Origin of the sequence: Enterobacter cloacae complex sp. IR53041, assembly GCF_049238285.1 — a bacterium.
In the GTDB taxonomy this organism is placed as follows: Bacteria; Pseudomonadota; Gammaproteobacteria; order Enterobacterales; family Enterobacteriaceae; genus Enterobacter; species Enterobacter roggenkampii.
Genome location: NZ_JBMKHB010000003.1, coordinates 62,241 through 87,978 on the forward strand (window position 1 = coordinate 62,241; position 25,738 = coordinate 87,978).

Genomic DNA, 25,738 nt, shown 5'->3' on the forward strand with positions numbered 1-25,738 from the left:
TGCGTAACAGGTCGGGTGCGTTACTGTGGTGTTATAAAATAATCAAAACAGGAAAGCAGAGGTGGGGCAACGAATTCCCGTTACGCTCGGCAATATTGCGCCGCTGACGTTAAAACCGTTTCGCGCGGGTCAACTCGCGCTGGTCTGCGAGGGTGGCGGACAGCGCGGCATTTTCACCGCTGGCGTGCTGGACGAATTTATGCGCGCGCAGTTCAATCCTTTTGACCTGTACTTCGGCACCTCTGCCGGAGCGCAGAACCTCTCTGCCTATGTCTGTAACCAGCCCGGCTACGCGCGAAAGGTCATCATGCGCTACACCACGGCGAAAGAATTTTTTAACCCGGTGCGGTTTGTGCGCGGCGGCAACCTGATCGATCTCGACTGGCTGCTCGAGTCAACCTCCAGCCAGATGCCGCTGGCCATGGATACTGCCGCCCGTCTGTTTGATAGCGGTAAAGAATTCTGGATGTGTGCCAGCCGGGGCGATGACTATTCGCCGGGCTATTTTTCGCCTCAGAAAGAGAACTGGCTGGACATCATCCGCGCCTCCAGCGCGATCCCCGGCTTTTATCGTACCGGCGCCCTGCTGGACGGTATTAGCTATCTGGACGGGGGGATCAGTGACGCGGTGCCGGTGCAGGAAGCCGCCCGTCGCGGGGCGAAAACCATTGTGGTGATCCGTACCGTACCGTCGCAAATGTATTACACCCCGCAGTGGTTTAAGCGGATGGAGCGCTGGCTGGGCGACAGCAGCCTGCAGCCGCTGGTGAACATCGCGAAGCAGCATGAAACCACCTACGGCGCGATGCAGCGCTTCATTGAGAAACCGCCGGGCAAGCTGCGTATTTTTGAAATTTATCCGCCTAAGCCGCTGCTGAGCATGGCGCTGGGCAGCCGCGTTCCTGCGCTGCGCATGGATTACAAAACGGGGCGGCTGTGTGGGCGCTACTTCCTGGCGACGGTGGGGAAAATGCTGGCGGAGCAGCCGCCGCTTCATCGCCATAAAAGCATTATTACGCCGCCTGCGATTGTCGCCAACGACGCCCTGACGGTGCCGCTGGTGGACATTCCGCAGGCGAATGACGCTTTACTGGATAACGAGGATCTGGCGTGATGCACCGCTTTGTCGATACCCATTGCCACTTTGATTTCCCGCCGTTTACGGGAGATGAAGAGCAAAGCATTGCGAAAGCGGCCGAGGCAGGCGTTCAGGCCATTATTGTGCCTTCAGTGGAAGCGGCTTACTTTTCCCGGGTGCTGGATCTTGCTGCACAGCACCCCGCGCTCTATGCGGCGCTTGGCCTGCATCCGATCGTGATTGAGCGGCATCGGGATGAGGACATTGAGCGACTTGATGAGATAGTGCAGACCGCAGGCGACAAGCTTGTCGCCATCGGTGAGATCGGCCTCGATCTTTATCGCGAGGAGCCGCATTTTGAGCGCCAGCAGACGATCCTCGACGCGCAGCTCAGGCTGGCGAAGCGTCACGATCTGCCGGTGATCCTTCATTCAAGACGCACGCACGATAAGCTGGCAATGCACCTGAAGCGTATCGATTTGCCGCGTAAGGGCGTCGTGCATGGTTTCTCAGGAAGCCTGCAGCAGGCGCAGCGTTTTATCGAGCTGGGCTACAAAATCGGCGTTGGGGGCACCATCACCTATCCGCGCGCCAGCAAAACCCGGGACGTGATGGCACAGCTGCCGCTGTCGGCGCTTCTGCTGGAAACCGACGCGCCGGACATGCCGCTGAACGGTTTTCAGGGCCAGCCGAATCGTCCGGAACAGGCGGCGCGCGTATTTGCCACCCTGTGCGAACTGCGAAAAGAGACTGAAGAGGCCATAGCCGGTGCGCTGCTGGAAAATACGCGTTCGGTATTTGGCATCACGCTATAGATAAAGCGCCGGGCGGATCACCGTTATCTTCTGTTTTTCCAGCGCCCGCGCCAGCGGTTCAACGTCTTCCGGCGTGGCGCTGCGCCATGACGCCGCCTCGCCGTACACGCCATGCGCATGAAACGCGTTGAGGCGCACCGGCACGTTTCCCAGCCCGTGGATAAACGCCGTCAGCGGCTTCAGATGTTCCAGATAATCACACTGTTCCGGAATCACCAGCAGGCGGAGCTCCGTTAAACGATTACGATCTGCCAGCCAGCGGATACTCTGCTTGATCTGCGGGTTTTCGCGCCCGGTCAGGAAGCGGTGGTGTTCGTTCCCCCATGCTTTCAGGTCCAGCATCGCGCCATCCAGTACCGGCAGCAGCCTTTGCCAGCCGGTTTCGCTTAACAAACCGTTGCTGTCGACCAGGCAGGTCAGATGATTCAGGGCGGCATCGGCTTTGATCGCTGAGAATAGCGTCACTAAAAACGGTAATTGCGTTGTGGCCTCACCGCCGCTCACGGTGATCCCCTCGATAAACGGTGCGGATTTGCGGATCTTTGAAAGGATCTCCTCCACGCTCAGGCGGTGCGCCATAGGCGTTGCCTGCTGCTGGCACAGGTGCAGGCAGGTGTCGCACTGCTGGCAGTCACTCTCCTGCCACCAGACGCGTCCCGCCTGTATGGTCAGCGCGTCGTGCGGGCAGTGGGGCACGCAGTCCCCGCAGTCGTTGCAGCGGCCGATCGTCCACGGGTTGTGGCAGGTTTTACAGCGCAGGTTGCAGCCCTGCAGGAACAGGGCCAGGCGGCTGCCCGGCCCGTCCACGCAGGAAAAAGGGATGACCTGACTAACTAAAGCGCATCTGCTGTTCATGGCTTATCACGCGCGGCTGACGTTCCAGAATACGGGTATTGCGCGCGGCTTCTTCACCCAGCCAGGTGGTATTGGTGCGCGATCCGGCTTCCCGGTACTTCTCCAGATCCGACAACCGCACCATATAACCGGTGACGCGCACCAGATCGTTACCCGCGACGTTGGCGGTAAACTCGCGCATCCCCGCCCTGAACGCGCCGAGACAGAGCTGGACCACCGCCTGCGGGTTACGTTTTACCGTCTCATCCAGCGTCAAAATATCGCTGATCCCGGAAGCGTAGTGCTTGTGGTGCGGCGCCACCGCCAGCAGGTGGCTGATGGGATCCGGCTCGTCGCCGTAGGGCAGGCGCGCGCCCGGCGTGGTGCCCGAGTCAGAGCTGATCCCCGACTGCGCATGCAGCATCGCGCGCTGCTTCCAGCCGTGTTTCACCGGCGTGTTTTCGACAAACGCCGCAAGCTGTTCGCTGATGCGATAGCCCAGCGCGTTGGCCTGCTCGTCTTTGCCGTAACGCCCAGTCATCCCGGCTTTCTCACAGAGCACGTTTACCGCTTCTGCCAGGCCGTACATGCCAAACATAGGCACAAACCGATCGGCATCAATCAGCCCCTCTTTCACCAGGAAGCTATTCTCAAAGAAGCCGGATTGTTGATACAGGAAATCGCAGCGGGCATCGATGATGGCCATTTGCTGCTGGCAGTAATGCGGGAGGGCGCGGCTGAAGAAGTCTTCCATTGACGTACTGTGTTCGGCGATGGCCTTGAGGTTGAGGCGCACCAGGGTGCTGCCACCGCCTGCCAGAGGCAGGGAGTTGTAACAGCTCACTACGCCGTAATGGCCTTTTGTGAAAATTTTATCATTCACCGGGCCATTAGAAATATGCGGTTTACTGCATTCACATATGTTTTTCGCCACCTCAAGCAGCAAATCATCCGGGGTGATCGCTGGATCATAAATAAAGGTCAGGTTCGGCGCGACCTGCTTCAGCTCTGCATCGGCACGCAGAATGGCGCGCGTGACGGGGGTATCTTCCGGCCCGATATTGGCATGCATAAAGGCATCGGGCAACGTACGGTCGAGATAGCGCCAGAAACGTTTTATTCGGCTATTGATTTCTTCTTGTGTTAGAATTCTAACATAAAGTTGCAGCAACGCATCAAGCTGACCGAGATAGACCGGCATCGATGTGACGGACGGAACATGGTGGTAGAGGATGGTTAACAGTGAGAGGGCGTCGTCGAGATCTTTTGCCCCTTCCAGCTCCAGCCATTCTGAACCATTAGCCAGAAATTTTGCGTAATCCGGCAGAACGTAACGGGGTTTGTAAGGCGCATGGCCTTCGAACATGTCGCAGATGAACCCCTCGTCCAGCGCGGCGCGCGCAGCTTCAGGAAGTGCCGGATACGGCAGGTTGTTTTCCGCTTCCAGCGCCAGAAAATGACGTTTTTGTTCCGGGGATAACACCGGGCTTGTCACAATCTGCTGGCAACGTTGCTGCAGGGCGTCGGGGCTGGAGTGGGACATGTTCGCTTCCTTGAGTGTTCTGCGGATGATGAACGGATTGTAGAAAGCCTGCCTGTCGGCACTTTTGATCCGACAGGGGGTATCGCTGCTTTAGTCGGCAATGTGCACGCTAAAGTTTGAAGAAGATCTCATTACAGTAATGCAAATTTGCACGCAGTTTTCATTAACTGTGATGAATGTCGAAGTGTGGATGCGGGTGGATGTTAGAATACTCACAGACCCGCAAGGTAAAATTTATACGGCACTGCCGTTGGAGAATGTTATGACCGATTTAACTGCAAGCAGCCTGCGCGCGTTGAAACTGATGGACCTGACCACCCTGAACGATGACGACACCAATGAGAAAGTCATCGCCCTGTGCCATCAGGCGAAAACGCCGGTGGGCAACACCGCAGCCGTCTGTATCTACCCGCGCTTTATCCCGATTGCCCGTAAGACGCTGAAAGAGCAGGGCACCCCGGACGTGCGCATTGCAACCGTCACTAACTTCCCGCATGGCAACGATGATATCGAGATTGCGCTGGCAGAAACCCGCGCGGCGATTGCCTACGGCGCAGACGAAGTTGACGTGGTGTTCCCGTACCGCGCGCTGATCGCCGGCAACGAGCAGGTCGGTTTTGACCTGGTGAAGGCCTGTAAAGACGCGTGTGCGGCGGCAAACGTGCTCCTGAAAGTGATCATCGAAACCGGCGAGCTGAAAGAAGAGGCGCTGATTCGTAAAGCCTCTGAAATCTCCATCAAAGCCGGTGCGGATTTCATTAAAACCTCTACCGGTAAAGTACCGGTAAATGCGACCCCGGAAAGCGCGCGCATCATGATGGAAGTGATCCGCGACATGGGCGTGTCTAAAACCGTGGGCTTCAAACCTGCGGGCGGCGTGCGTACCGCGGAAGACGCGCAGCAGTTCCTGGCGATTGCCGACGAGCTGTTTGGCGCCGACTGGGCCGATTCCCGTCACTACCGCTTCGGCGCCTCCAGCCTGCTGGCCAGCCTGCTGAAAGCGCTGGGTCACGGCGACGGTAAGAGCGCAAGCAGCTACTAAGTTTGAATTGCCGGGTGGCGCTACGCTTACCCGGCCTACCCGGATCGTGGTCGGGTAAACCGTACCCGCCACCATTCACCCGATTCCTCATGGGGGTTACCGTGTTTCTCGCACAAGAAATTATTCGTAAAAAACGTGATGGTCATGCATTAAGCGACGAAGAGATCCGCTTCTTCATCAACGGCATTCGTGATAACACCGTCTCTGAAGGGCAGATTGCGGCTCTGGCGATGACCATTTTCTTCCACGATATGTCGATGCCTGAGCGCGTGTCGCTGACCATGGCGATGCGAGATTCAGGAACCGTTCTGGACTGGAAAAGCCTCAACCTTAACGGCCCGATTGTGGATAAACACTCCACCGGCGGCGTGGGCGACGTGACCTCCCTGATGCTTGGCCCCATGGTGGCAGCCTGTGGCGGTTATATCCCGATGATCTCCGGGCGCGGCCTGGGCCACACCGGCGGTACGCTCGACAAACTGGAAGCCATTCCGGGCTTCGATATCTTCCCGGATGACAACCGCTTCCGCGACATTATTAAAGACGTTGGTGTGGCGATTATCGGCCAGACCAGCTCTCTTGCTCCGGCAGACAAGCGTTTCTACGCGACCCGCGACATCACCGCGACCGTTGACTCCATCCCGCTGATCACCGCCTCTATCCTGGCGAAGAAGCTGGCAGAAGGGCTGGACGCGCTGGTGATGGACGTGAAGGTAGGCAGCGGCGCGTTTATGCCAACCTATGAACTCTCTGAGGCGCTGGCCGAAGCGATCGTTGGCGTCTCCAACGGCGCGGGCGTGCGCACTACCGCACTGCTCACCGACATGAACCAGGTGCTGGCTTCCAGCGCCGGTAACGCCGTCGAAGTGCGCGAAGCCGTCCAGTTCCTGACAGGCGAATACCGCAACCCGCGTCTGTTCGATGTCACCATGGCGCTGTGCGTGGAGATGTTAATCTCCGGCAAGCTGGCCAAAGACGACGCCGACGCCCGCGCGAAGCTACAGGCGGTACTGGACAACGGCAAAGCGGCGGAGATCTTTGGCCGCATGGTTGCGGCGCAGAAAGGCCCGACCGACTTCGTCGAAAACTATGCGAAGTACCTGCCGACCGCGACGCTCAGCAAAGCGGTGTATGCCGACAGCGAAGGGTTTGTCTCGGCAATGGATACCCGCGCGCTGGGTATGGCGGTCGTGTCTATGGGCGGCGGCCGTCGTCAGGCGTCAGATACCATTGATTACAGCGTCGGCTTCACCGATATGGCCCGTCTGGGCGACAGCGTTGACGGCCAACGTCCGCTGGCGGTGATCCACGCCAAAGATGAAGCCAGCTGGCAGGAAGCGGCGAAAGCGGTGAAGGCGGCTATTACGCTTGACAATAAAGCGCCGGAAACCACACCGACTGTCTATCGCCGTATCACCGAATAGCGGTATACTGATCTGATCGATAATTTTTGAAGCACTACGTACGGAGAACAATTATGAAACGTGCATTTATTATGGTGCTGGACTCATTCGGCATCGGCGCAACCGAAGATGCGGAACGTTTTGGTGACGTGGGTTCCGATACCATGGGTCACATCGCGGAAGCCTGTGCGAAAGGCGAAGCGGACAACGGTCGTAAAGGCCCTCTGACTCTACCTAACCTGACCCGCCTCGGGCTGGTGAAAGCGCATGAAGGCTCTACCGGTAAAATCGCAGCCGGTATGGACGGCAACGCGGAAGTGGTGGGCGCTTACGCCTGGGCGCACGAGCTCTCCTCCGGTAAAGACACCCCGTCTGGACACTGGGAAATCGCCGGTGTGCCTGTGCTGTTCGACTGGGGTTACTTCTCCGATCACGAGAACAGCTTCCCGCAGGAACTGCTCGATAAGCTGGTGAAGCGTGCCAACCTGCCGGGCTATCTCGGCAACTGCCACTCCTCCGGTACCGTGATTCTGGACCAGCTCGGCGAAGAGCACATGAAAACCGGCAAGCCGATTTTCTACACCTCTGCTGACTCCGTGTTCCAGATTGCCTGCCACGAAGAGACGTTTGGCCTGGATAAACTGTACGAGCTGTGTGAAATCGCCCGTGAAGAGCTGACCGAAGGCGGCTACAACATCGGCCGCGTGATCGCGCGTCCGTTTATTGGCGACAAAGCGGGTAACTTCCAGCGTACCGGTAACCGTCACGATCTGGCCGTTGAGCCGCCGGCACCGACCGTACTGCAGAAACTGGTTGATGAGAAAGGCGGTCACGTGGTTTCTGTAGGTAAAATCGCGGATATCTACGCTAACTGCGGCATCACCAAAAAGGTCAAAGCGACCGGACTCGATGCGCTGTTCGATGCCACCATCAAAGAGATGAAAGAAGCGGGCGACAAGACCATTGTCTTCACCAACTTCGTCGACTTCGACTCCTCCTGGGGTCACCGTCGCGACGTAGCGGGTTATGCTGCGGGTCTTGAGCTGTTCGACCGCCGCCTGCCGGAGCTGATGGAGCTGGTGGGTGAAGATGACATTCTGATCCTGACCGCGGACCACGGCTGCGATCCGACCTGGACCGGTACCGACCACACCCGTGAGCACATTCCGGTGCTGGTGTACGGTCCGAAAGTGAAGCCAGGTTCGCTGGGTCACCGTGAAACCTTCGCGGACATCGGCCAGACCCTGGCGAAATACTTTGGTACGTCTGACATGGAATATGGCAAAGCCATGTTCTGATGTCATTGCCCGGTGGCGCTTCGCTTACCTGGCCTACGGTTTTGTAGGCCGGGTAAGGCGTAGCCGCCACCCGGCAAAAACAACAAGTTAAAAGGAACTGAAGATGGCAACTCCTCACATTAATGCAGAAATGGGTGATTTCGCTGACGTCGTATTGATGCCGGGCGACCCGCTGCGCGCGAAGCACATTGCAGAAACCTTCCTGGAAGACGTGCGTGAAGTGAACAACGTTCGCGGCATGCTGGGCTTCACGGGTACTTATAAAGGCCGCAAAATCTCCGTTATGGGCCACGGCATGGGTATCCCATCCTGCTCCATCTACACCAAAGAGCTGATCACCGATTTCGGTGTGAAGAAAATCATCCGCGTAGGCTCCTGCGGTGCGGTGCGTATGGACGTTAAGCTGCGTGACGTGGTGATCGGCATGGGCGCGTGTACCGACTCTAAAGTCAACCGCATCCGTTTTAAGGATCATGACTTTGCAGCCATCGCTGACTTTGACATGGTGCGTAACGCGGTTGACGCGGCAAAAGCGCTGGGCGTTGACGCGCGCGTGGGCAACCTGTTCTCTGCCGATCTGTTCTACTCGCCAGAAGGCGACATGTTCGACGTGATGGAAAAATACGGCATCCTGGGCGTGGAAATGGAAGCGGCCGGTATCTACGGCGTAGCGGCTGAATTCGGTGCGAAAGCGCTGACCATCTGCACCGTATCTGACCATATCCGTACCCACGAGCAGACTACCGCTGCCGAGCGTCAGACCACCTTCAACGACATGATCAAAATCGCGCTGGAATCCGTTCTGCTGGGCGATAAAGAGTAAGAGCTGTTGTGCCGGGTGGCGGCCTCGCCTGACCCGGCCTACGGTTTTGTAAGCCCGCTAAGCGCAGCGCAAGCGGGCTTTTTTACTAGCGCACGGCCTGTGCAACCCATGCTGACAAATCCCTTAACTCTTTTTCCTGCTCCGGAAAATCGCCGATCAGCGCATCACACTCCTGCTGCAACATATCCGCCCGATACAAACAGCCCTGCAGACGAGCGGCTAACGCCTCTAACGGTGCCGGATTGAGACTATCCGTAAAGACCTGCGTGCGGGTGATATGGCCTTTCTCCACGTCGAAGTGCAGCTCCACGCCGCCCCAGGTAAACCGTTCGTCCAGCAGATGGGAAAAGGCAGGGGCCTGACCGAAGTTCCACTCCCAGCTGCTCTGGCGCGCAAAGGTTTCCGCGAAGTTGGGCAGGTCCGGTGTTTTGTCAGGGGAGATCGCTTCAGCTTCTACCCGCTCGCCGTAATGTTCGAAGAAGGCTTCACGAATCGCATCGCAAATCTGCTCGTGAGTAATCCCGGGCAGCAGTTCCACCAGATTCGCCACGCGCCCGCGCACGGAGGTGATGCCCTTAGCCTGTAGCTTTTTCTTATCTGGATTAAGGTAGTTAGCCAGACGGCTGAGATCGGCGTTCAGCAGCAGGGTGCCGTGGTGGAATCCGCGATCCATCGTTTCGCGATAGGCAGAGCCGGATACCTTGCGGTCGCCATCGGGCGTTTTGACCACCAGATCGTTACGTCCGGAGGCTTCAGCCGTCACGCCGAGCGAATTGAGCGCGTTGAGGACGATGGACGTTGAGATGGTTTTGTCGTATTCCGGTTTGCCCGCCATAAAGGTAAAGCAGGTATTGCCCAGATCGTGGAATACCGCGCCGCCGCCGCTGCTGCGGCGCGCCAGACGGACGTTGTCCTCTTCCATACGGCGGGTGTTGCACTCTTTCCACGGGTTTTGCGCACGACCAATAACCACCGTATCGGCATTGCGCCAGAGAAACAGTACGCGCTGGGTGGCAGGCATCTGGCGGAAGATGCACTCCTCCACTGCCAGGTTAAACCAGGGATCGTAAGAGTCAGAGACAAGCAGGCGTAACGTCGACATGGCAGAGTTCCTTTTCCGAATCATCCGCCTACTTTATCACTATTCTTTCTTCTCGCTCTCTTCGTCTTCGGGGACTGACCGGCTGGCGGTCAGCAGGAACGGGGATTGCTGCCAGCGCGTGCGCTTGCCGCGAAGCAGGGTGCGTGCCAGCACAACGCCGATGGCGAGTGAAAGCAGCAGCATCAGGCGCAGAATATTGGTGGTATTATCGACCTGTTTGGCTTCAGTGGGCAGGGTGTGGGTATCAAGGGTGAGGCGCAGATAGCCCAGCGGGCCATTCTTCCCCTGAATAGGTTCAACAAGCTGCTGGTTGAAGTAGCCGCCGGCTTTTTTGCCGTCCAGCGCCAGCCTGTCTCGCACGTCGACGTGCTCACCCGCGCGGGCAATCAGGTTGCCTTGCTCATCATAGACACCGGCATCAAGAATGCGGCTGTTCTCCGTGAGCAGGCGTAAAACCTGGCCTATCCGCTTCTCGTCAGGCGTTTCGTTACGCATGGACGGCGCGACGTTGAGCGTGACCTGGCGTGCCAGCGTGCGGGCCAGCTCTTCAAACTGCGGGTTGCGTTGCCGTTGATGGTTCTGGCTAAACCACGATGCCCCTTGCATCAGCACCACTAAGAGTGCGAGACAGGAAAGGACAATCACGGCGCGATGGAGCCGGAATTTCAGTTTTGCGCGAGCCATATTCCACCTGCTGAAAATTTACGGCTTAATGTTGCCAGAAGTGATGGTTACAGGGTAGCCTCATGCGTTATTTTCCCTCTGCAACCTTCCGGCGCGAACGAAATTACAGGAGCTTTAATGCCGAACATTACCTGGTGTGACCTGCCAACGGATGTCTCTTTATGGCCAGGATTGCCGCTCTCTTTAAGTGGCGATGAGGTGATGCCTCTGGATTACCACGCCGGTCGTAGCGGCTGGCTGCTGTACGGACGCGGTCTGGATAAGCAACGCCTGACCCAGTATCAAACCAAACTGGGGGCCGCGATGGTCATCGTCGCCGCCTGGTGCGTGGAAGACTACCAGGTCATTCGCCTGGCGGGCTCTCTGACCCAGCGCGCCACGCGCCTGGCGCATGACGCAGGGCTGGATGTCGCACCGCTGGGTAAAATTCCGCACCTGAAAACGCCTGGCCTGCTGGTCATGGACATGGATTCTACCGCCATTCAGATCGAGTGTATCGACGAAATTGCGAAGCTGGCGGGCAGCGGCGAGCTGGTGGCTGAAGTCACCGAGCGTGCGATGCGCGGCGAGCTGGATTTCACCGCCAGCCTGCGACAGCGCGTGGCGACCCTGAAAGGGGCCGATGCCAACATTCTGCGTCAGGTGCGCGACGTGCTGCCGCTGATGCCCGGGCTGACGCAGCTGGTGCTGAAGCTGCAGTCCCTCGGCTGGAAGGTGGCGATTGCCTCCGGCGGCTTCACCTTCTTCGCGGATTATCTGCGGGAAAAACTGCATCTGACCACCGTGGTGGCCAACGAGCTGGAGATCATGGACGGCAAGCTGACCGGCCAGGTGATCGGCGATATTGTGGATGCCCAGTACAAAGCCAATACGCTGACGCGCCTCGCGGAAAAATATGAAATTCCGGTTGTCCAGACCGTCGCCATCGGTGACGGCGCGAACGACCTGCCGATGATCAAAGCGGCCGGCCTGGGCATTGCCTACCATGCCAAGCCAAAAGTGAATGAAAAGACGGAAGTGACTATCCGTCACGCTGACCTGATGGGGGTGTTCTGCATTCTCTCCGGCAGCCTTAATCAGAAATAACGGTCTGCTTTGTAGGCCGGGTAAGCGTAAGCGCCACCCGGCATGCAGGCCGCAGAGAAATAACGAGGTAAACCGTGGCGAAAGCTCCAAAACGCGCATTTGTCTGTAATGAATGTGGTGCGGATTATCCGCGCTGGCAGGGGCAATGCAGCGCCTGCCATGCCTGGAACACCATCACCGAAGTGCGTGGTGTGGCGGCTTCGCCGAGCGTGGCGCGCAATGAACGCCTGAGTGGCTATGCGGGCAATGCAGGCGTGTCGAAGGTACAAAAACTTTCAGACATCAGCCTGGAGGCGCTGCCGCGCTTCTCCACCGGCTTCAAGGAATTTGACCGCGTGCTCGGCGGCGGCGTGGTGCCGGGCAGCGCGATCCTGATCGGCGGTAACCCGGGCGCGGGTAAATCGACTCTGCTGCTGCAAACGCTTTGCAAGCTCGCCGAACAGATGAAAACCCTGTACGTCACGGGCGAAGAATCACTCCAGCAGGTGGCGATGCGCGCGCACCGCCTGGGCCTGCCGACCGGCAACCTGAATATGCTGTCGGAAACCAGCATCGAGCAGATCTGCATGATCGCCGAAGAAGAGCAGCCGAAGCTGATGGTGATCGACTCCATCCAGGTGATGCACATGGCGGACATCCAGTCCTCGCCGGGCAGCGTCGCGCAGGTGCGTGAAACCGCGGCCTACCTGACGCGCTTTGCCAAAACGCGCGGCGTGGCGATTGTGATGGTGGGTCACGTGACCAAAGACGGCTCGCTGGCGGGACCGAAGGTGCTCGAACACTGTATCGACTGCTCGGTAATGCTCGACGGCGACGCGGACTCTCGCTTCCGTACCCTGCGCAGCCATAAAAACCGCTTTGGGGCGGTTAACGAACTGGGCGTGTTTGCCATGACCGAACAGGGGCTGCGCGAAGTCAGCAACCCGTCGGCCATCTTCCTGAGCCGGGGAGATGAGATCACCTCCGGCAGTTCGGTGATGGTGCTGTGGGAAGGGACGCGCCCGCTGCTCGTCGAAATTCAGGCACTGGTGGATCACTCGATGATGGGCAACCCGCGGCGCGTGGCGGTCGGTCTGGAACAGAACCGCCTGGCAATCCTGCTGGCGGTGCTGCACCGTCACGGCGGGCTGCAGATGGCGGATCAGGACGTCTTCGTGAACGTGGTCGGCGGCGTCAAAGTCACCGAGACCAGCGCAGACCTGGCGCTGCTGCTGGCGATGGTCTCCAGCCTGCGCGACAGACCGCTGCCGCAGGATCTGGTCGTCTTCGGCGAAGTGGGCCTTGCCGGGGAAATCCGTCCGGTGCCGAGCGGCCAGGAGCGTATCTCCGAGGCGGCAAAACACGGTTTCCGTCGGGCTATCGTTCCCGCTGCCAACGTGCCGAAAAAAATCCCGGAAGGGATGCAGGTCTTTGGCGTGAAGAAACTCGCAGATGCGTTAAATGTCTTTGACGACTTATAATTACGTATTCGATTTTGCAGGAGGCACCGTAATTTATGTCATCATTTGACTACATCAAGACCGCTATCCGCCAGAAAGGCTGCACGTTGCAGCAGGTGGCAGACGCCAGCGGCATGACCAAAGGCTACCTGAGCCAACTGCTGAACGCCAAAATCAAAAGCCCCAGCGCGCAGAAGCTGGAAGCGCTGCACCGCTTTCTGGGGCTGGAATTCCCGCGTATGCAAAAGAACATCGGCGTGGTGTTTGGCAAGTTTTACCCGCTGCATACCGGGCATATCTATCTGATCCAGCGCGCCTGTAGCCAGGTGGACGAGCTGCACATCATCATGGGGTACGACGAAACCCGCGATCGTCAGCTGTTTGAAGACAGCGCCATGTCGCAGCAGCCGACCGTGCCGGACCGTCTGCGCTGGCTGCTTCAGACCTTCAAGTACCAGAAAAACATTCGCATTCATGCCTTTAACGAAGAGGGTATGGAGCCGTACCCGCACGGCTGGGACGTGTGGAGCAACGGCATCAAAGCGTTTATGGAAGAGAAGGGCATTGCGCCTAACTGGATCTACACCTCTGAAGAGTCCGACGCGCCGCAGTTCCGCGAGCATCTGGGCATCGAGACGGTGCTGATCGATCCGAAACGCACCTTTATGAACATCAGCGGGGCGCAGATCCGCGAAAACCCGTTCCGCTACTGGGATTACATCCCGACCGAAGTGAAGCCGTTCTTCGTGCGCACGGTAGCTATTCTGGGCGGCGAGTCGAGCGGTAAATCAACGCTGGTCAACAAGCTCGCTAACATCTTCAACACGACCAGCGCGTGGGAGTACGGCCGTGACTATGTCTTCTCGCACCTGGGCGGCGACGAGATGGCGCTGCAGTATTCCGACTACGACAAAATCGCGCTCGGTCACGCTCAGTACATTGATTTCGCGGTGAAATACGCCAACAAGGTGGCGTTCATCGATACCGATTTTGTCACCACCCAGGCGTTCTGCAAAAAATACGAAGGGCGCGAGCACCCGTTCGTGCAGGCGCTGATTGACGAATATCGCTTTGACCTGGTGATTCTGCTGGAAAACAACACCCCGTGGGTGGCCGACGGCATGCGCAGCCTCGGCAGCTCGGTGGACAGGCGGGAATTCCAGTCCATGCTGGTGGAGATGCTCAACGAAAACAACGTTGAGTTTGTGCACGTTGAAGAGTCAGACTACGACTCCCGTTTCCTGCGCTGCGTCGAACTGGTGAAGGAGATGATGGGGGAGCAGGGTTAATAACTTTCCCCTCACGCTAACCCTCTCCCAAAGGGAGAGGGGACTTTAATCTCCCTTTGGGAGAGGGCCGGAGTGAGGGAATCAGTCCACTCAGAACTCAACCACCACTTTCCCTCGCATATGCCCGTCCAGCACCTTGCGGTGCGCCTCGGTAATGCTCTCCACGCTCAGCCCGTGCAGCGTTTCACTCAGTGAGCTTTCCACCACGCCGTTATCCACCAGCTTCGCGACCTCATTGAGGATCTCACCCTGACGCGCCATATCAGCGGTCTGGTACATGCTGCGGGTGTACATAAATTCCCAGTGCAGGGCGGCGGATTTGGACTTCAGCTTGTCCTGGTTCAGCGGGTGTTCATTCTCCACGATAGAACAGATATGCCCCTGCGGTGCAATCAGGTCGCTGACCGCAGCCCAGTGCCCGTCGGTGTCGTTGAGGATGAAAATGTAATCCACAAAGGTCAGCCCGTGCTTCGCCAGTTCGCCTTTCAGATCGCGGTAGTTCACCACCACATCTGCACCGCGATCGCGGCACCACCGGGCGGAATCTTCACGGGACGCGGTTGCGATCACTTTTACCTTGCTGTTGTGCTTCGCAAACGGGATCGCCAGCGATCCCACGCCGCCCGCACCGCCGATGATCAGCAGGGTTTTGTCCGCACCGGCGTCCTGAATGTTCAGCCGTTCAAACAGGCCTTCCCACGCGGTGAGCGCGGTCAAGGGCAGCGCGGCGGCAGCCGCCCAGCCGAGGCTTGACGGTTTGTGCCCGGCAATGCGCGCATCGATCAGCTGATGTGTGGTGTTGCTGCCCGGACGGGTGATGTCGCCTGCGTACCACACTTCATCTCCCGGTTTGAATCCGGTGACGCCAGCCCCAACGGCTTTGACGATCCCGCTGGCATCCCAACCCAGCACGCGCGGCTCCTTCAGCCCGCTTTTAGCAATGCCCGCGTGGACTTTGGTATCGACCGGGTTAACGGAGACGGCTTTCACCTCCACCAGCAGATCGTGCTCGCCGGGCTGCGGCATCGGTGGAGTGATTTCAATGAAAGTAGAGGGATTTTCAGGGTTAACGGCGATGGCTTTAACTGACATGGTGTGCTCCTCAATGGCATGCGTTTTGTTGAGGCTAGTCTATTAAGTGGCCATCAGCGTGATAAGATGGACAATTAAGAACTCAGCGTTCGTACAGGATGAACAATCATGTTTAAACAGCTGCAGGATATGGCGCTATTCGCGCTGGTGGCCGAGATGGGCAGCTTTACCGCGGCAGCCCAGAAGGCGGAGCTGCCAAAATCCAGCGTGAGCCAGCGGATTAGCCAGCTGGAGCAGCAGGTGGGCATTCGCCTGCTTAACCGCACCACGCGCAGGCTGAACCTGACGTTTGCGGGTGAACACTATCTTGTCCACTGCCGGGAGATGCTGGCGGCCAGCGAGCGGGCGGAGTACGCCATCCAGCGCCTGCGCGAAAACCCCAGCGGGCGGCTGCGCATCACCTGCCCGGCGGGGATTGGCGCGACGCTGCTGGCGCATATGAATGCCGAGTTCCAGCTTCGCTATCCCGAGGTTTCGCTGGACGTGTCGATCTCTGATGACGTGGTGGATCTGGTCGAGGCCGGCTTTGACGTGGCGCTGCGTACCGGCAAGCCGCAGGACTCCTCCCTGATTGGCCGCATGATCGGGCACTGCCCGCGCTACATGCTGGCCTCGCCGGACTATCTGGCGCGCCGTGGGCCGCTAACGCATCCCCGTCAGCTGGTGGAGCACCGCAGCATTACGCACAGAGCCTGGTCGGAGTGGCTTCTGCGAAGCGAGAGCGAGGATTACCGCTACCTGCCGGATAACGCGCACATGACCGATAACCTGGTATACGCCCGCGAATGTGCGATTGCCGGTGCGGGGATTACTCTCCTTCCGGCTTTTTTGCTGGAAGATAAGGTCGAGAAAGGGGCGCTGGTGCAGGTACTGCCGGAGTGGAACGTTGAAGGAAACGACCTGTGGCTGGCCTATCCGAGCCGTAAGCTCAACTCACCCGCGCTGATGAGCTATATCGACTTTGCAATGCAGTTTGATGAGGTGAAGCGGTATTACGTGGGTAAATAAAAAAGCCGGGTGGCGGCTTCGCCTTACCCGGCCTACAAACAGCGCAGAACCGTAGGCCGGGTAAGCGTGAGCGCCACCCGGCTTTTGGGCACTTACTTAGAAATACGCTTGTACTTAATACGCTTCGGCTCCAGCGCGTCGGCGCCCAGCGTGCGTTTCTTGTACTCTTCGTATTCGGTGAAGTTACCTTCGAAGAACTCCACTTTACCTTCATCCTGGTAGTCCAGAATGTGGGTCGCGATACGGTCGAGGAACCAGCGGTCGTGCGAGATAACCATCGCGCAGCCCGGGAACTCCAGCAGGGCGTTTTCCAGCGCGCGCAGGGTTTCGATATCCAGGTCGTTGGTTGGTTCATCGAGCAGCAGAACGTTACCGCCCACCTGCAGCAGCTTCGCCAGGTGCAGACGACCGCGCTCACCGCCGGACAGCTCGCCCACGCGTTTGCCCTGGTCGGTGCCTTTGAAGTTAAAGCGGCCAACGTAGGCGCGGCTTGGCATCTCGGTGTTGCCGATACGCATGATATCCAGACCGCCGGAAACTTCTTCCCACACGGTTTTGCTGTTATCCATCGCGTCGCGGAACTGGTCGACGGAGGCCAGCTTCACGGTCTCACCCAGGGTGATAGAGCCGCTGTCTGGCTGTTCCTGACCGGACATCATGCGGAACAGGGTCGATTTACCCGCGCCGTTCGGACCGATGATGCCCACGATAGCGCCTTTCGGTACGGAGAAGGTCAGATCGTCGATCAGCACGCGGTCGCCGTAGGACTTACGCAGGTTGGTCACTTCAACCACTTTATCCCCCAGACGAGCTCCAGGTGGAATAAACAGTTCGTTGGTTTCGTTACGTTTCTGGTATTCGGTGTTGTTCAGCTCTTCGAAGCGTGCCAGACGGGCTTTGCCCTTAGACTGACGGCCTTTCGCGCCCTGACGCACCCACTCCAGCTCTTTCTCGATAGACTTACGGCGCGCCGCTTCCTGAGACGCTTCCTGAGCCAGACGCTGATCTTTCTGCTCCAGCCAGGAGGAGTAGTTGCCTTCCCACGGAATACCTTCACCGCGGTCCAGCTCCAGGATCCAGCCGGCGACGTTGTCGAGGAAGTAACGGTCGTGGGTAATCGCCACAACGGTGCCTTCGAAGTCGTGCAGGAAGCGCTCCAGCCACGCCACGGATTCCGCATCCAGGTGGTTAGTCGGTTCGTCGAGCAGCAGCATGTCTGGTTTTTCCAGCAGCAGGCGGCACAGCGCCACGCGGCGGCGTTCACCACCGGAGAGGTTCGCGATTTTTGCATCCCAGTCCGGCAGACGCAGGGCATCCGCCGCGCGCTCCAGCTGCACGTTCAGGTTGTGACCGTCGTGCGCCTGGATGATCTCTTCATACTTGCCCTGCTGTGCGGCCAGCTTGTCGAAGTCCGCATCCGGTTCGGCATATTTGGCATACACTTCATCCAGACCTTTCAGGGCGTTAACCACTTCGGACACCGCTTCTTCAACGGATTCGCGAACGGTGTGTTCCGGGTTCAGCTGAGGTTCCTGCGGCAGGTAGCCAATCTTGATGCCAGGCTGCGGACGGGCTTCACCTTCGATGTCTGTATCAATGCCGGCCATGATGCGCAGCAGGGTGGACTTACCGGCACCGTTGAGACCCAGAACACCGATTTTTGCGCCCGGGAAGAAGCTCAGCGAGATATTTTTAAGAATATGACGTTTCGGCGGGACAACTTTGCCGACACGATGCATGGTATAAACGAATTGAGCCACGTTGGACTTCGCCTCTTTTATCGTAATGAGAAGGAATTTCAGCCTCGAAGTGTAGCCTTTTTCCCGCCCTAATCCCAGCCAGGAACGTCGGGAGTGTTAAAACGCGCAAGAAAGGTAAAAAAGTGTCCATGACGTGGCGTGTTGCAGGATGCCTGGTTAGCATAAGTTAATGAGACTTTGACGTGGCAAGACGCTGCAATTGACGAAAAAACAATGAGGAAGAGCTTGTGGAAAAAGCCAAACGGGTGGTCTGGCGTCTGCTGGCTGCCAGCGTATGCGTAATGGCGGTAAGCCAGGCGGTGCATGCCGATTCACTGGATGAACAACGTAGCCGGTATGCCCAGATTAAGCAGGCATGGGACAACAAGCAGATGGATACCGTGCAGGCGCTGATGCCGACGCTCAAGGATTATCCGCTGTATCCGTATCTGGAGTATCGTCAAATTACGGACGATCTCATGAATCAACCCACCGTTACCGTGAATAACTTCATTCAGGCGAACCCGACCCTGCCGCCAGCCCGGAATCTTCAGTCTCGTTTTGTGAACGAACTGGCGCGTCGCGAAGACTGGCGCGGGCTGCTGGCGTTTAGCCCTGAAAAGCCGAATACCACCGAAGCGCAGTGTAACTACTACTACGCAAAATGGGCGACCGGCCAGCAGGAAGAGGCCTGGGCCGGGGCGAAAGAGCTCTGGCTGACCGGGAAAAACCAGCCGAACGCCTGTGATTCCCTGTTCGGCGCGTGGCGTGCTTCCGGCAAGCAGGATCCGCTGTCCTACCTCGAGCGTATCCGCCTGGCGATGAAAGCCGGTAATACGCGTCTGGTGACTGCGCTGGCGGGGCAGATGCCGTCCGATTACCAGACGATCTCCACGGCGGTTATCTCGCTGGCAAACGATCCCAACAGCGTCCTGACCTTTGCCCGCAGTACGGGCGCGACCGATTTTACCCGCCAGATGGCGGCGGTGGCTTTTGCCAGCGTGGCGCGTGACGATGTGGAAAACGCGCGGCTGATGATCCCGCAGCTGGTGCAGGCGCAGCAGCTTAATGAGGAGCAAACGCAGGAGCTGCGCGATATCGTGGCGTGGCGACTGATGGGCACCGATGTGACCGACGAGCAGGCGCGCTGGCGAGACGATGCCATTATGCGTTCGAACTCCACGTCGCTGGTGGAGCGCCGCGTGCGCATGGCGCTGGGCACGGGCGATCGCCGTGGACTGAATACCTGGCTTGCGCGGTTGCCTATGGAGGCCAAGGAGAAAGACGAATGGCGCTACTGGCAGGCCGATCTGCTGTTGGAGCGCGGTCGTGATGATGAGGCCAAAGACATTCTTCATACGCTGATGCAGCAGCGCGGGTTCTACCCGATGGCGGCCGCGCAGCGCCTGGGCGAGGAGTACACCTTCCGCATCGATAAAGCGCCCGCTAACGCGAATCCGGCGCTGACCCAGGGGCCAGAAATGGCGCGCGTTCGCGAGCTGATGTACTGGAATATGGACAACACCGCGCGCAGCGAGTGGGCGAATCTGGTGACCAGCCGCACCACCGATGAAAAAGCTCAGCTTGCCCGCTATGCGTTTGATAACCACTGGTGGGATCTGAGCGTGCAGGCGACGATCGCCGGTAAGCTGTGGGATCATCTCGAAGAGCGTTTCCCGCTGGCTTACAAGGATCTGTTCGATCGCTACACCAGCGGCAAAGATATCCCGCAAAGTTACGCGATGGCGATTGCCCGTCAGGAAAGCGCCTGGAACCCGAAAGTCCGTTCCCCGGTGGGCGCCAGCGGCCTGATGCAGATCATGCCGGGCACGGCGACGCACACGGTGAAGATGTTTAACATCCCTGGATACACTAGCCCGTCACAGCTTCTCTATCCGGATACCAACATCAACATCGGTACCAGCTACCTGCAGTATGTGTACCAGCAGTTCGGCAACAACCGCATCTTCTCGTCGGCGGCATACAACGCGGGGCCGGGTCGCGTGCGCACCTGGCTCGGCAACAGCGCCGGACGCATCGACGCCGTGGCGTTTGTCGAGAGCATCCCGTTCTCGGAAACGCGCGGCTACGTGAAGAACGTGCTGGCTTATGACGCCTACTATCGCTACTTCATGGGGCAGAAAGATACCCTGATGAGCGATGCCGAGTGGCAGAGACGTTACTGATCGGCGTGGGTTGTGTTATGCTGTACTCGCTAATGAGTACAAGAGGCAGCATAACATGACCCAGCATTCCCCGTATTCCTCGGCAATGGCCGAACAACGTCATCAGGAGTGGCTTCGTTTTGTGGAGCTGCTTCGCCAGTCTTACGAGCAGGATTTGCATTTACCCCTGATGCAGCTAATGCTCACGCCAGACGAGCGTGAGGCGCTGGGCACGCGCGTGCGGATCATTGAAGAGCTGCTGCGCGGCGAGATGAGCCAGCGCGAGCTGAAAAATGAGCTCGGCGCGGGCATTGCGACGATTACCCGCGGATCGAACAGCCTGAAGTCGGCGCCCGTTGAGCTGCGCCAGTGGCTGGAAGCGGTGTTGTTGAAAAACGCCTAACGATAGATCGCGTTATGGAACGGGCTTAACGCCAGGATCACCGCCTGATGGTAAACGCCTGAACGCGTCAGCGCGCCTGCGGTAAAGACGCCAATCGCCCCTTCTTTACGGCCAATCTCATCAATGCCGGTGTACTGCGACATCACCGGCCCAAGCGCTTCACCCGCACGCACTTTTTCCAGAATGATCTCCGGCAGGGGCAGGGTGGCCGAACGCGCCTCGCCGCGCTGCTCGCGGCTTTCGATCACCACCCAGCTAAAGGTTGCGCCTTCGTCGATACCGGCTTCAATCGCCACCCAAAAGTCCGCATCCGGGGCCGCAGCTCTGGCATTTGCCACGCGATTTCGTGCGCCAGCGCGCGTTTCCTCGCTGCCAAACGGCTGTTCAGGAACGCCACTCTCGACGCCGATGGCCTCAATATGGCAGGATCCTGCGCCGAAGATCTCTTCAAATGCCCTTAGAATTGCCTGAATTTTGGCAGGATTAGTGGTAGCAGAGACAACATGGTGCATAATTAAGCTCGATTCAAAAAAAACTCATCGCAGTATAACGGAAAAAAAGCATGTTACAGGTATACCTTGTTCGCCACGGTGAAACGCAGTGGAACGCCGAGCGACGTATTCAAGGCCAGTCAGACAGTCCTCTCACTGAGAAGGGGGTGCAGCAAGCGTGGCAGGTGGCGGAACGCGCCAGAACGCTGGGCATTACCCACGTGATTACCAGCGATTTAGGTCGCACACAGCAGACGGCGCGCATCATCGCAGACGCCTGCGGCTGTGACGTCATGCTTGAGCCGCGCCTGCGCGAGCTGGATATGGGCGTGCTGGAAAAACGCCATATCGATACGCTGACGGAAACGGAAGAGGGCTGGCGTCGCACGCTGGTGAACGGTACCGAAGATGGCCGTATTCCTGAGGGCGAATCCATGCAGGAGCTCAGCGTACGTATGCATGCCGCCCTGGCGGAATGCCTGAAGCTCCCGGCGGGAAGCCGTCCGCTGCTGGTGAGTCATGGGATTGCATTGGGATGCCTGGTGAGCACCATTCTGGGACTACCGGCTTACGCTGAGCGCCGTTTGCGTCTGCGCAACTGCTCTATTTCCCGAATTGATTATCAGGAGAGCGCGTGGCTGGCGTCAGGTTGGGTGGTGGAGATGGCAGGGGACATTTCGCATCTCGATGCCCCTGCGCTTGACGAACTGCAGCGTTAACGACGTATCGGAATCAAGAATTCCATACGCAGATTGATTGGGCCTTCTTCCGGTTTGGCATCCTGCGCCGGGTAGTAGCGCTCAATGTCCTGACCTTTACGGCGATTCAGATTCAGCATCGGCATGCAGGTTCCGTAAACGGTCAGGATGAACTCCTGAACGCCCGTTCCCAGCCCTTCATAGGCGAACATCACGTATTCACCGCCTTCCAGCACGACAGGTTTTGAACCCTGAATGTAGCCATTGGCCATCTCTGGCGTCAGCGCGGTGGTGTAGAACACCTCCTGCTCGTCGTCCTTTTCCTGGCTCGGGTGCGTTTCGTTGAGACCATACAGAATAGGCGGGATCGCCGGTGCGTGGCTCAGGAAGTCGCGCCAGAACTGGACGCGCATCTGATGACGGAACTCGGAAATCTGCTCCAGCGAACAGGAGTAGCTCTGCGTCGTGCCGATCAGATGGGTTTCCGGCAGGGTAATAATTTCATACTTCGGCATCGCGAACTCGCCCAGACGCAGCGGCGGACGCATGCCAAACGAGCTCCAGTCAGGCGAGCGACGATACAGCGCTGGCGTCAACGAGAACTGTTTTTTAAAGGCGCGGGTGAAGGTCTGCTGCGAATCGAAACGATATTGCAGGGCAATATCCAGAATCGGGCGCGCGGTCAGGCGCAGAGCCACAGCAGATTTCGATAAACGACGTGCGCGAATATAGGCCCCGATAGCATGACCGGTGACATCCTTGAACATCCTTTGCAGATGCCACTTGGAATAGCCTGCTTTAGCCGCCACATTATCCAGTGACAAAGGCTGGTCGAGATGACCTTCCAGCCAGGTGAGCAGGTCGCGAATAATTCCAGCCTGATCCATATACTATCCTCATCCTTAAAACAGCAGGTGCCTGATAACAGGTTAGCGGATAATAGCATTTTTTGATGTTTTAGCATTCAGTGTTTTTTTTGCGCATTCATGCTTTTTGTAGGGCATTATGGGCAAATATATTCTAATCCTGTGATCTTGCTACATTTTTGTCTAAAGTGTTGAATAATCGCTCAGTGTAATTTTAAAGAATGGTAACAATATGAAATACAAGACTTTGCTCTTCACCGCGCTGATGTTGATGGCCGGGCGCGTCGCACAGGCGGAACAGATTGGTTCTGTCGACACCGTGTTCAAAATGTTTGGCCCGGACCACAAAATCGTGGTGGAGGCGTTTGACGATCCGGACGTGAAAAACGTCACCTGCTATGTCAGCCGTGCGAAAACGGGCGGTATCAAGGGCGGTCTGGGGCTGGCGGAAGACACCTCCGATGCGGCGATCTCCTGTCAGCAGGTGGGCCCGGTTGAATTGAGCGATAAAATTAAAAACGGCAAAGCGCAGGGCGACGTGGTATTCCAGAAACGAACCTCGCTGGTGTTCAAAAAGCTGCAGGTTGTGCGTTTCTATGATGCCAAACGCAATACGCTGGCTTACCTGGCCTATTCCGATAAAGTGGTAGAAGGTTCACCGAAAAACGCGATCAGCGCGGTGCCGATTATGCCGTGGCAGTAATTCAGGGATGAGTCATGCAACAATCTGTGGTCTGGCTGGTTGAAGACGAAACCAGTATCGCCGATACGCTGATCTACATGCTTCAGCAGGAAGGATTCGCGGTAAAGGCGTTTGAACGCGGTTTACCCGTGCTGGAGGAGGCGCGGCGGCAGGTTCCGGCGCTCGCCATTTTGGATGTCGGACTGCCCGACATCAGCGGGTTTGAGCTTTGCCGTCGGCTGCTGGCGCAGCATCCCTCGCTGCCTGTGCTGTTTCTGACGGCGCGCAGTGATGAAGTCGATAAGCTGCTTGGCCTGGAAATGGGCGCTGATGATTACGTTGCGAAGCCTTTCTCCCCTCGCGAAGTCTGCGCGCGGGTGCGGACTGTTTTACGGCGCATGCAAAAATCCGCCGCACCGTCAGAAACGTTGCGTATCGGGCAGTTTGAACTGAACGAGCCTGCCGCGCGAATCAGCTGGTGCGGGGAAACATTGCCCCTGACCCGCTACGAATTCTTGCTGCTCAAAACCTTGTTACAGGCACCCGGGCGGGTCTTTTCGCGTCAGCAGCTCATGGACAAGGTATGGGGTGAAGACGGCGACAGCTTCGATCGTACCGTGGACACCCACATCAAAACCCTGCGCGCCAAGCTGCGGGCGGTGAACGAGGAACTGTCCCCCATCAGCACCCATCGCGGTATGGGCTACAGTCTGGGCCTTTACTGATGCGCATTGGGATGCGGTTGTTGCTGGGATATTTCCTCATCGTGGCCATTGCCGCGTGGTTTGTGCTGTCTATCTTTGTTCAGGAAGTGAAGCCCGGCGTGCGCAGGGCAACCGAGGGCACGTTAATCGATACCGCGACCCTGTTGGCCGAAATCGGACGTGATGATTTGCTTTCGGGTCATGCGCAGCAGGGCAAGCTGGCACAGGCCTTTTCCCAGCTTCATCAGCGCCCTTTCCGCGCCAATATCGGCGGGATCCATAAAGTGCGTAACGAGTATCACGTCTACATGACCGATGCGCAGGGCCGCGTCGTGTTTGATTCCGCCGGTCTGGCCGTGGGGCAAGATTACTCGCGCTGGAACGATGTCTGGCTGACGCTTCGCGGCGAATACGGCGCGCGCAGTACCCAGAGCCATCCCGACGATCCGGAGAGCACGGTGATGTATGTTGCCGCGCCGGTTGTGGATCAGGGCAAGATTATCGGCGTGCTGTCTGTGGGGAAACCGAACAGCGCGATGGCGCCGGTGATTCACCGCAGCGAGCGACGGATACTGTGGGCAGGCGGGGCGCTGCTCGGCATTGCCCTGCTGATTGGCCTCGTTGTGGCATGGTGGATCAATCGATCTATCGGTACGTTATCGCGCTATGCCGACTCGGTGACCACGGATACGCCTCTCCCATTGCCTAATCCAGGCAGTAGCGAGCTGCAAAAGCTGGCACAGGCGCTGGAAAATATGCGTATTCGCCTTGAAGGAAAAAACTACATTGAACGCTATGTCCATGCGCTGACCCATGAGCTGAAAAGCCCCATCGCCGCTATACGCGGCGCTGCAGAAATTCTCTCCGAGCAGCCGCCGCCGCAGGTTGCCACGCGGTTTATCGATAATATTCTGGTGCAAAATGCGCGCATGCAGTCGCTGGTTGAAAAGCTGCTCACTCAGGCGCGGCTTGAAAATCGTGTCGAGATTACGCCTGAGGCTGTCAGCGTTGACTCGCTCTTCACTCGGCTTGCAGACGCGCGAGCGACGCTGTTGGCAGCGAAAGAAATTGTGCTGACCCTTCAGCCGACATCGCTTTACGTGGCGGGCGATCCCGACCTTCTCGAACAGGCGCTCGGCAATTTGCTGGATAACGCTATCGATTTCACCCCGCAGGGTGGCGCCATTGCGCTGGCGGCCCGTGAAGATCGCAGGCAGGTAGAGCTGATCGTCACCGACAGCGGAAGCGGGATCCCGGATTACGCGCTGGAGCGTATTTTTGAGCGCTTTTATTCCCTTCCGCGCGAGAACGGGTTAAAGAGCAGCGGGCTCGGGCTGGCGTTTGTTCAGGAGGTGGCGCGTCTGCATCAGGGAGAGATTACATTGCGTAATCGTGATGAAGGTGGCGTGATGGCCACGCTGACACTTCACCGTCCCTTCACATAACTTCAAACT

General features: G+C 58.0%; 24 protein-coding genes. 16 read left to right on the forward strand and 8 right to left on the reverse strand.

The genetic code is table 11. The features are described 5' to 3' along the window. Nucleotides 1-61 precede the first annotated feature (61 nt). Both ACOTXF_RS03175 and ACOTXF_RS03180 read left to right on the forward strand, forming a co-directional pair. Nucleotides 62-1,114, forward strand: a complete 1,053-nt coding sequence (locus ACOTXF_RS03175; protein WP_126287596.1) for a patatin-like phospholipase family protein — start codon at nt 62-64, stop codon at nt 1,112-1,114. Next, nucleotides 1,111-1,893: a TatD family hydrolase gene (locus ACOTXF_RS03180; protein ID WP_074172811.1), complete on the forward strand. Its 783-nt coding sequence runs from the start codon at nt 1,111-1,113 to the stop codon at nt 1,891-1,893. Before ACOTXF_RS03175 ends, ACOTXF_RS03180 begins: the two co-directional genes overlap by 4 nt. Here ACOTXF_RS03180 and ACOTXF_RS03185 read toward each other — a convergent pair. Together ACOTXF_RS03185 and ACOTXF_RS03190 are read right to left on the reverse strand one after the other, a co-directional pair. Further along, nucleotides 1,888-2,748 carry a YjjW family glycine radical enzyme activase gene (locus tag ACOTXF_RS03185; protein WP_232926653.1) on the reverse strand — a complete coding sequence of 287 codons (861 nt, stop codon included), beginning with the start codon at nt 2,746-2,748 and terminating at the stop codon, nt 1,888-1,890. The two genes, ACOTXF_RS03180 and ACOTXF_RS03185, sit on opposite strands and share 6 nt — an antisense overlap. Further along, a complete protein-coding gene (locus ACOTXF_RS03190) occupies nt 2,723-4,270 on the reverse strand; it encodes a YjjI family glycine radical enzyme (protein ID WP_421635254.1) in 1,548 nt (515 codons plus the stop codon). The genes ACOTXF_RS03185 and ACOTXF_RS03190 overlap by 26 nt, the downstream gene beginning before the upstream one ends. Nucleotides 4,271-4,532: 262 nt before the next feature. Between ACOTXF_RS03190 and deoC the strand changes: the two genes are divergently transcribed. The 4 genes from deoC (at nt 4,533) to deoD (ending at nt 8,836) form a co-directional block, all read left to right on the forward strand. Continuing rightward, nucleotides 4,533-5,312, forward strand: a complete 780-nt coding sequence (gene deoC / locus ACOTXF_RS03195; RefSeq protein WP_003856543.1) for a deoxyribose-phosphate aldolase — start codon at nt 4,533-4,535, stop codon at nt 5,310-5,312. A gap of 101 nt (nt 5,313-5,413) precedes the next feature. Continuing rightward, nucleotides 5,414-6,736: a thymidine phosphorylase gene (deoA, locus tag ACOTXF_RS03200; protein WP_021240582.1), complete on the forward strand. Its 1,323-nt coding sequence runs from the start codon at nt 5,414-5,416 to the stop codon at nt 6,734-6,736. 53 nt (nt 6,737-6,789) lie between these two features. Then, entirely contained in the window at nt 6,790-8,013 is a 1,224-nt protein-coding gene (gene deoB / locus ACOTXF_RS03205) for a phosphopentomutase (RefSeq protein WP_025912138.1), read from the forward strand. Between the two features lie 103 nt (nt 8,014-8,116). Beyond that, a complete protein-coding gene (gene deoD, locus ACOTXF_RS03210; protein ID WP_003856538.1) occupies nt 8,117-8,836 on the forward strand; it encodes a purine-nucleoside phosphorylase in 720 nt (239 codons plus the stop codon). Nucleotides 8,837-8,921: 85 nt separating this feature from the next. Here deoD and lplA read toward each other — a convergent pair whose 3' ends face one another. Both lplA and ACOTXF_RS03220 read right to left on the reverse strand, forming a co-directional pair. Continuing rightward, nucleotides 8,922-9,938 carry a lipoate--protein ligase LplA gene (gene lplA / locus ACOTXF_RS03215; protein ID WP_047746209.1) on the reverse strand — a complete coding sequence of 339 codons (1,017 nt, stop codon included), beginning with the start codon at nt 9,936-9,938 and terminating at the stop codon, nt 8,922-8,924. A 39-nt stretch (nt 9,939-9,977) separates the two neighbouring features. After that, the gene (locus ACOTXF_RS03220) at nt 9,978-10,622 is read right to left on the reverse strand and encodes a YtjB family periplasmic protein (protein ID WP_008502067.1); all 645 of its coding nucleotides are present in this window, start codon (nt 10,620-10,622) and stop codon (nt 9,978-9,980) included. A gap of 117 nt (nt 10,623-10,739) precedes the next feature. Here ACOTXF_RS03220 and serB point away from each other — a divergent pair, with 117 nt between their 5' ends. The 3 genes from serB (at nt 10,740) to nadR (ending at nt 14,436) form a co-directional block, all read left to right on the forward strand. Next, nucleotides 10,740-11,708, forward strand: coding sequence for a phosphoserine phosphatase (serB, locus tag ACOTXF_RS03225; RefSeq protein ID WP_008502066.1), 969 nt, complete (start codon nt 10,740-10,742; stop codon nt 11,706-11,708). Nucleotides 11,709-11,782: 74 nt separating this feature from the next. Next, nucleotides 11,783-13,168 (forward strand): DNA repair protein RadA, encoded by a 1,386-nt coding sequence (gene radA, locus ACOTXF_RS03230; RefSeq protein ID WP_003856523.1) that lies wholly within the window; start codon nt 11,783-11,785, stop codon nt 13,166-13,168. 35 nt (nt 13,169-13,203) lie between these two features. Continuing rightward, nucleotides 13,204-14,436, forward strand: a complete 1,233-nt coding sequence (nadR, locus tag ACOTXF_RS03235) for a multifunctional transcriptional regulator/nicotinamide-nucleotide adenylyltransferase/ribosylnicotinamide kinase NadR (RefSeq protein ID WP_006810194.1) — start codon at nt 13,204-13,206, stop codon at nt 14,434-14,436. A gap of 90 nt (nt 14,437-14,526) precedes the next feature. On the opposite strand, the gene ACOTXF_RS03240 is transcribed toward nadR, so the two are convergent. After that, a complete protein-coding gene (locus tag ACOTXF_RS03240; RefSeq protein ID WP_048961784.1) occupies nt 14,527-15,528 on the reverse strand; it encodes a zinc-binding alcohol dehydrogenase family protein in 1,002 nt (333 codons plus the stop codon). A gap of 108 nt (nt 15,529-15,636) precedes the next feature. Between ACOTXF_RS03240 and ACOTXF_RS03245 the strand changes: the two genes are divergently transcribed. Further along, nucleotides 15,637-16,536 carry a LysR family transcriptional regulator gene (locus ACOTXF_RS03245; protein ID WP_021240577.1) on the forward strand — a complete coding sequence of 300 codons (900 nt, stop codon included), beginning with the start codon at nt 15,637-15,639 and terminating at the stop codon, nt 16,534-16,536. A gap of 92 nt (nt 16,537-16,628) precedes the next feature. Here ACOTXF_RS03245 and ettA read toward each other — a convergent pair whose 3' ends face one another. Next, on the reverse strand, nt 16,629-18,296 hold the full coding sequence (ettA, locus tag ACOTXF_RS03250; protein ID WP_032654944.1) for an energy-dependent translational throttle protein EttA: 1,668 nt from the start codon (nt 18,294-18,296) through the stop codon (nt 16,629-16,631). Between the two features lie 227 nt (nt 18,297-18,523). Between ettA and sltY the strand changes: the two genes are divergently transcribed. Continuing rightward, nucleotides 18,524-20,461 carry a murein transglycosylase gene (gene sltY, locus ACOTXF_RS03255; protein WP_048961785.1) on the forward strand — a complete coding sequence of 646 codons (1,938 nt, stop codon included), beginning with the start codon at nt 18,524-18,526 and terminating at the stop codon, nt 20,459-20,461. A 55-nt stretch (nt 20,462-20,516) separates the two neighbouring features. Further along, complete coding sequence (gene trpR / locus ACOTXF_RS03260) at nt 20,517-20,843, forward strand: trp operon repressor (protein ID WP_021240574.1); 327 nt, start codon at nt 20,517-20,519, stop codon at nt 20,841-20,843. On the opposite strand, the gene yjjX is transcribed toward trpR, so the two are convergent. After that, entirely contained in the window at nt 20,840-21,355 is a 516-nt protein-coding gene (gene yjjX / locus ACOTXF_RS03265; RefSeq protein WP_048961786.1) for an inosine/xanthosine triphosphatase, read from the reverse strand. The genes trpR and yjjX overlap by 4 nt on opposite strands. A 50-nt stretch (nt 21,356-21,405) precedes the next feature. Here yjjX and gpmB point away from each other — a divergent pair, with 50 nt between their 5' ends. Next, nucleotides 21,406-22,053 carry a 2,3-diphosphoglycerate-dependent phosphoglycerate mutase GpmB gene (gene gpmB / locus ACOTXF_RS03270; RefSeq protein ID WP_008502057.1) on the forward strand — a complete coding sequence of 216 codons (648 nt, stop codon included), beginning with the start codon at nt 21,406-21,408 and terminating at the stop codon, nt 22,051-22,053. On the opposite strand, the gene robA is transcribed toward gpmB, so the two are convergent. Continuing rightward, complete coding sequence (robA, locus tag ACOTXF_RS03275) at nt 22,050-22,919, reverse strand: MDR efflux pump AcrAB transcriptional activator RobA (RefSeq protein WP_008502056.1); 870 nt, start codon at nt 22,917-22,919, stop codon at nt 22,050-22,052. The genes gpmB and robA overlap by 4 nt on opposite strands. A gap of 211 nt (nt 22,920-23,130) precedes the next feature. Between robA and creA the strand changes: the two genes are divergently transcribed. The 3 genes from creA to creC are packed head-to-tail and all read left to right on the forward strand — an operon-like array spanning nt 23,131 to nt 25,729. Further along, nucleotides 23,131-23,601: a protein CreA gene (gene creA / locus ACOTXF_RS03280; protein WP_021240573.1), complete on the forward strand. Its 471-nt coding sequence runs from the start codon at nt 23,131-23,133 to the stop codon at nt 23,599-23,601. Nucleotides 23,602-23,615: 14 nt separating this feature from the next. After that, nucleotides 23,616-24,305, forward strand: coding sequence for a two-component system response regulator CreB (creB, locus tag ACOTXF_RS03285; RefSeq protein WP_047746220.1), 690 nt, complete (start codon nt 23,616-23,618; stop codon nt 24,303-24,305). Further along, on the forward strand, nt 24,305-25,729 hold the full coding sequence (gene creC / locus ACOTXF_RS03290; protein ID WP_048961790.1) for a two-component system sensor histidine kinase CreC: 1,425 nt from the start codon (nt 24,305-24,307) through the stop codon (nt 25,727-25,729). Before creB ends, creC begins: the two co-directional genes overlap by 1 nt. Nucleotides 25,730-25,738 lie beyond the last annotated feature (9 nt).

What these genes read in the sequence shown, in the direction of transcription:
- nadR (WP_006810194.1), top strand. Translation starts at nt 13,204, where the DNA reads ATGTCATCATTTGACTACATCAAGACCGCTATCCGCCAGAAAGGCTGC.
- robA (WP_008502056.1), bottom strand. Translation starts at nt 22,919, where the DNA reads ATGGATCAGGCTGGAATTATTCGCGACCTGCTCACCTGGCTGGAAGGT.
- deoC (WP_003856543.1), top strand. Translation starts at nt 4,533, where the DNA reads ATGACCGATTTAACTGCAAGCAGCCTGCGCGCGTTGAAACTGATGGAC.
- gpmB (WP_008502057.1), top strand. Translation starts at nt 21,406, where the DNA reads ATGTTACAGGTATACCTTGTTCGCCACGGTGAAACGCAGTGGAACGCC.
- ACOTXF_RS03185 (WP_232926653.1), bottom strand. Translation starts at nt 2,748, where the DNA reads ATGAACAGCAGATGCGCTTTAGTTAGTCAGGTCATCCCTTTTTCCTGC.
- deoB (WP_025912138.1), top strand. Translation starts at nt 6,790, where the DNA reads ATGAAACGTGCATTTATTATGGTGCTGGACTCATTCGGCATCGGCGCA.
- lplA (WP_047746209.1), bottom strand. Translation starts at nt 9,938, where the DNA reads ATGTCGACGTTACGCCTGCTTGTCTCTGACTCTTACGATCCCTGGTTT.
- ACOTXF_RS03240 (WP_048961784.1), bottom strand. Translation starts at nt 15,528, where the DNA reads ATGTCAGTTAAAGCCATCGCCGTTAACCCTGAAAATCCCTCTACTTTC.
- ACOTXF_RS03190 (WP_421635254.1), bottom strand. Translation starts at nt 4,270, where the DNA reads ATGTCCCACTCCAGCCCCGACGCCCTGCAGCAACGTTGCCAGCAGATT.
- ACOTXF_RS03220 (WP_008502067.1), bottom strand. Translation starts at nt 10,622, where the DNA reads ATGGCTCGCGCAAAACTGAAATTCCGGCTCCATCGCGCCGTGATTGTC.
- serB (WP_008502066.1), top strand. Translation starts at nt 10,740, where the DNA reads ATGCCGAACATTACCTGGTGTGACCTGCCAACGGATGTCTCTTTATGG.
- creC (WP_048961790.1), top strand. Translation starts at nt 24,305, where the DNA reads ATGCGCATTGGGATGCGGTTGTTGCTGGGATATTTCCTCATCGTGGCC.
- creB (WP_047746220.1), top strand. Translation starts at nt 23,616, where the DNA reads ATGCAACAATCTGTGGTCTGGCTGGTTGAAGACGAAACCAGTATCGCC.
- creA (WP_021240573.1), top strand. Translation starts at nt 23,131, where the DNA reads ATGAAATACAAGACTTTGCTCTTCACCGCGCTGATGTTGATGGCCGGG.
- deoD (WP_003856538.1), top strand. Translation starts at nt 8,117, where the DNA reads ATGGCAACTCCTCACATTAATGCAGAAATGGGTGATTTCGCTGACGTC.
- ACOTXF_RS03245 (WP_021240577.1), top strand. Translation starts at nt 15,637, where the DNA reads ATGTTTAAACAGCTGCAGGATATGGCGCTATTCGCGCTGGTGGCCGAG.
- trpR (WP_021240574.1), top strand. Translation starts at nt 20,517, where the DNA reads ATGACCCAGCATTCCCCGTATTCCTCGGCAATGGCCGAACAACGTCAT.
- yjjX (WP_048961786.1), bottom strand. Translation starts at nt 21,355, where the DNA reads ATGCACCATGTTGTCTCTGCTACCACTAATCCTGCCAAAATTCAGGCA.